Source organism: Streptococcus sp. 477 (assembly GCF_013277295.1).
In the GTDB taxonomy this organism is placed as follows: domain Bacteria; phylum Bacillota; class Bacilli; order Lactobacillales; family Streptococcaceae; genus Streptococcus; species Streptococcus pseudopneumoniae.
In genome coordinates this window covers 1-5130 of record NZ_VMMQ01000041.1, presented here as the reverse complement: position 1 = coordinate 5130, position 5130 = coordinate 1, and the positions used below count along the sequence as shown (strand labels likewise).

Below are 5130 nucleotides of genomic sequence, written 5' to 3'. Positions count from 1 at the left end.
TGGGAGTTAACGGGATCGAACCGCTGACCCTCTGCTTGTAAGGCAGATGCTCTCCCAGCTGAGCTAAACTCCCTAGAGCTAAGCGACTTCCCTATCTCACAGGGGGCAACCCCCAACTACTTCCGGCGTTCTAGGGCTTAACTTCTGTGTTCGGCATGGGTACAGGTGTATCTCCTAGGCTATCGTCACTTAACTCTGAGTAATACCTACTCAAAATTGAATATCTATTCAAACCAAGAAAACCGTTCGCTTTCGTATTCTCAGTTACTTTGGATAAGTCCTCGAGCTATTAGTATTAGTCCGCTACATGTGTCGCCACACTTCCACTTCTAACCTATCTACCTGATCATCTCTCAGGGCTCTTACTGATATATAATCATGGGAAATCTCATCTTGAGGTGGGTTTCACACTTAGATGCTTTCAGCGTTTATCCCTTCCCTACATAGCTACCCAGCGATGCCTTTGGCAAGACAACTGGTACACCAGCGGTAAGTCCACTCTGGTCCTCTCGTACTAGGAGCAGATCCTCTCAAATTTCCTACGCCCGCGACGGATAGGGACCGAACTGTCTCACGACGTTCTGAACCCAGCTCGCGTGCCGCTTTAATGGGCGAACAGCCCAACCCTTGGGACCGACTACAGCCCCAGGATGCGACGAGCCGACATCGAGGTGCCAAACCTCCCCGTCGATGTGAACTCTTGGGGGAGATAAGCCTGTTATCCCCAGGGTAGCTTTTATCCGTTGAGCGATGGCCCTTCCATACGGAACCACCGGATCACTAAGCCCGACTTTCGTCCCTGCTCGAGTTGTAGCTCTCGCAGTCAAGCTCCCTTATACCTTTACACTCTGCGAATGATTTCCAACCATTCTGAGGGAACCTTTGGGCGCCTCCGTTACCTTTTAGGAGGCGACCGCCCCAGTCAAACTGCCCGTCAGACACTGTCTCCGATAGGGATCACCTATCTGGGTTAGAGTGGCCATAACACAAGGGTAGTATCCCAACAGCGTCTCCTTCGAAACTGGCGTCCCGATTTCGTAGACTCCTACCTATCCTGTACATGTGGCACAGACACTCAATATCAAACTGCAGTAAAGCTCCATGGGGTCTTTCCGTCCTGTCGCGGGTAACCTGCATCTTCACAGGTACTAAAATTTCACCGAGTCTCTCGTTGAGACAGTGCCCAAATCATTACGCCTTTCGTGCGGGTCGGAACTTACCCGACAAGGAATTTCGCTACCTTAGGACCGTTATAGTTACGGCCGCCGTTTACTGGGGCTTCAATTCATACCTTCGCTTACGCTAAGCACTCCTCTTAACCTTCCAGCACCGGGCAGGCGTCACCCCCTATACATCATCTTACGATTTAGCAGAGAGCTGTGTTTTTGATAAACAGTTGCTTGGGCCTATTCACTGCGGCTGACTTAAAGTCAGCACCCCTTCTCCCGAAGTTACGGGGTCATTTTGCCGAGTTCCTTAACGAGAGTTCTCTCGCTCACCTGAGGCTACTCGCCTCGACTACCTGTGTCGGTTTGCGGTACGGGTAGAGTATGTTTAAACGCTAGAAGCTTTTCTTGGCAGTGTGACGTCACTAACTTCGCTACTAAACTTCGCTCCCCATCACAGCTCAATGTTATAGAACTAAGCATTTAACTCAATTCACACCTCACTGCTTAGACAGACACTTCCAATCGTCTGCTTTAGTTAGCCTACTGCGTCCCTCCATCACTACATACTCTAGTACAGGAATATCAACCTGTTGTCCATCGGATACACCTTTCGGTCTCTCCTTAGGTCCCGACTAACCCAGGGCGGACGAGCCTTCCCCTGGAAACCTTAGTCTTACGGTGGACAGGATTCTCACCTGTCTTTCGCTACTCATACCGGCATTCTCACTTCTATGCGTTCCAGCACTCCTCACGGTATACCTTCATCACACATAGAACGCTCTCCTACCATACCTATAAAGGTATCCACAGCTTCGGTAAATTGTTTTAGCCCCGGTACATTTTCGGCGCAGGGTCACTCGACTAGTGAGCTATTACGCACTCTTTGAATGAATAGCTGCTTCTAAGCTAACATCCTAGTTGTCTGTGCAACCCCACATCCTTTTCCACTTAACAATTATTTTGGGACCTTAGCTGGTGGTCTGGGCTGTTTCCCTTTCGACTACGGATCTTAGCACTCGCAGTCTGACTGCCGACCATAATTCTTTGGCATTCGGAGTTTATCTGAGATTGGTAATCCGGGATGGACCCCTCACCCAAACAGTGCTCTACCTCCAAGAATCTCTAATGTCGACGCTAGCCCTAAAGCTATTTCGGAGAGAACCAGCTATCTCCAAGTTCGTTTGGAATTTCTCCGCTACCCACAAGTCATCCAAGCACTTTTCAACGTGCCCTGGTTCGGTCCTCCAGTGCGTCTTACCGCACCTTCAACCTGCTCATGGGTAGGTCACATGGTTTCGGGTCTACGTCATGATACTAAGGCGCCCTATTCAGACTCGGTTTCCCTACGGCTCCGTCTCTTCAACTTAACCTCGCATCATAACGTAACTCGCCGGTTCATTCTACAAAAGGCACGCTCTCACCCATTAACGGGCTCGAACTTGTTGTAGGCACACGGTTTCAGGTTCTATTTCACTCCCCTCCCGGGGTGCTTTTCACCTTTCCCTCACGGTACTGGTTCACTATCGGTCACTAGGGAGTATTTAGGGTTGGGAGATGGTCCTCCCAGATTCCGACGGGATTTCACGTGTCCCGCCGTACTCAGGATACTGCTAGGTACAAAGACTATTTTAAATACGAGGCTATTACTCTCTTTGGCTGATCTTCCCAAATCATTCTTCTATAATCTTTGAGTCCACATTGCAGTCCTACAACCCCGAAGAGTAAACTCTTCGGTTTGCCCTCCTGCCGTTTCGCTCGCCGCTACTAAGGCAATCGCTTTTGCTTTCTCTTCCTGCAGCTACTTAGATGTTTCAGTTCACTGCGTCTTCCTCCTCACATCCTTAACAGATGTGGGTAACAGGTAGTACCTGTTGGGTTCCCCCATTCGGAAATCCCTGGATCATCGCTCACTTACAGCTACCCAAGGCATATCGTCGTTTGTCACGTCCTTCTTCGGCTCCTAGTGCCAAGGCATCCACCGTGCGCCCTTATTAACTTAACCTTATTTTCTGACCTTTCAGTCATAAACTCTTATTAATACTACAGCGTTTTCGGTTTATTTTCTTGTTACTATTTGATATAGATATTCAATTTTCAATGTGCATTACTTGGTGATCTCTCACCAATGGAGCCTAGCGGGATCGAACCGCTGACCTCCTGCGTGCAAAGCAGGCGCTCTCCCAGCTGAGCTAAGGCCCCACAAGACCTCTCAAGACTAAACAAGACCAATGCGCAGTTCCTTTTCCTTAGAAAGGAGGTGATCCAGCCGCACCTTCCGATACGGCTACCTTGTTACGACTTCACCCCAATCATCTATCCCACCTTAGGCGGCTGGCTCCTTACGGTTACCTCACCGACTTCGGGTGTTACAAACTCTCGTGGTGTGACGGGCGGTGTGTACAAGGCCCGGGAACGTATTCACCGCGGCGTGCTGATCCGCGATTACTAGCGATTCCGACTTCATGTAGGCGAGTTGCAGCCTACAATCCGAACTGAGACTGGCTTTAAGAGATTAGCTTGCCGTCACCGACTTGCGACTCGTTGTACCAGCCATTGTAGCACGTGTGTAGCCCAGGTCATAAGGGGCATGATGATTTGACGTCATCCCCACCTTCCTCCGGTTTATTACCGGCAGTCTCGCTAGAGTGCCCAACTGAATGATGGCAACTAACAATAGGGGTTGCGCTCGTTGCGGGACTTAACCCAACATCTCACGACACGAGCTGACGACAACCATGCACCACCTGTCACCTCTGTCCCGAAGGAAAGCTCTATCTCTAGAGCGGTCAGAGGGATGTCAAGACCTGGTAAGGTTCTTCGCGTTGCTTCGAATTAAACCACATGCTCCACCGCTTGTGCGGGCCCCCGTCAATTCCTTTGAGTTTCAACCTTGCGGTCGTACTCCCCAGGCGGAGTGCTTAATGCGTTAGCTACGGCACTAAACCCCGGAAAGGGTCTAACACCTAGCACTCATCGTTTACGGCGTGGACTACCAGGGTATCTAATCCTGTTTGCTCCCCACGCTTTCGAGCCTCAGCGTCAGTTACAAGCCAGAGAGCCGCTTTCGCCACCGGTGTTCCTCCATATATCTACGCATTTCACCGCTACACATGGAATTCCACTCTCCCCTCTTGCACTCAAGTTAAACAGTTTCCAAAGCCTACTATGGTTAAGCCACAGCCTTTAACTTCAGACTTATCTAACCGCCTGCGCTCGCTTTACGCCCAATAAATCCGGACAACGCTCGGGACCTACGTATTACCGCGGCTGCTGGCACGTAGTTAGCCGTCCCTTTCTGGTAAGATACCGTCACAGTGTGAACTTTCCACTCTCACACTCGTTCTTCTCTTACAACAGAGCTTTACGATCCGAAAACCTTCTTCACTCACGCGGCGTTGCTCGGTCAGACTTCCGTCCATTGCCGAAGATTCCCTACTGCTGCCTCCCGTAGGAGTCTGGGCCGTGTCTCAGTCCCAGTGTGGCCGATCACCCTCTCAGGTCGGCTATGTATCGTCGCCTTGGTGAGCCGTTACCCCACCAACTAGCTAATACAACGCAGGTCCATCTGGTAGTGATGCATTTGCACCTTTTAAGCAAATGTCATGCAACATCCACTCTTATGCGGTATTAGCTATCGTTTCCAATAGTTATCCCCCGCTACCAGGCAGGTTACCTACGCGTTACTCACCCGTTCGCAACTCATCCAGAGAAGCAAGCTCCTCCTTCAGCGTTCTACTTGCATGTATTAGGCACGCCGCCAGCGTTCGTCCTGAGCCAGGATCAAACTCTCATTAAAAGTTTGAGTTCTCACTCATTTCTGTCACTGACAGATTTATTGTTTTTTCATTGTTCAGTACTACAACCTTAGTTGTAGTGCCCTGCACATTGGTTCGTCTTGTTCAGTTTTCAAAGGTCTTTGTCACTCGCTTCTCTCAAGCGACAACTATATTAGTATATCACA

Annotated in this window: 2 tRNA genes and 3 rRNA genes; all 5 read right to left on the bottom strand. The window is 50.0% G+C overall.

Annotated features, from left to right (window positions below):
• A tRNA-Val gene (locus HT691_RS05925) sits at positions 1–73 on the bottom strand.
• Positions 74–77: 4 nt separating this feature from the next.
• Positions 78–193 (bottom strand): 5S ribosomal RNA (gene rrf / locus HT691_RS05920).
• A gap of 76 nt (positions 194–269) precedes the next feature.
• A 23S ribosomal RNA gene (locus HT691_RS05915) occupies positions 270–3171 on the bottom strand.
• Positions 3172–3295: 124 nt separating this feature from the next.
• A tRNA-Ala gene (locus tag HT691_RS05910) sits at positions 3296–3368 on the bottom strand.
• Positions 3369–3419: 51 nt separating this feature from the next.
• Positions 3420–4965, bottom strand: a 16S ribosomal RNA gene (locus HT691_RS05905).
• The 16S, 23S and 5S rRNA genes sit together here with 2 tRNA genes alongside, the layout of an rRNA operon.
• Positions 4966–5130: the final 165 nt, after the last annotated feature.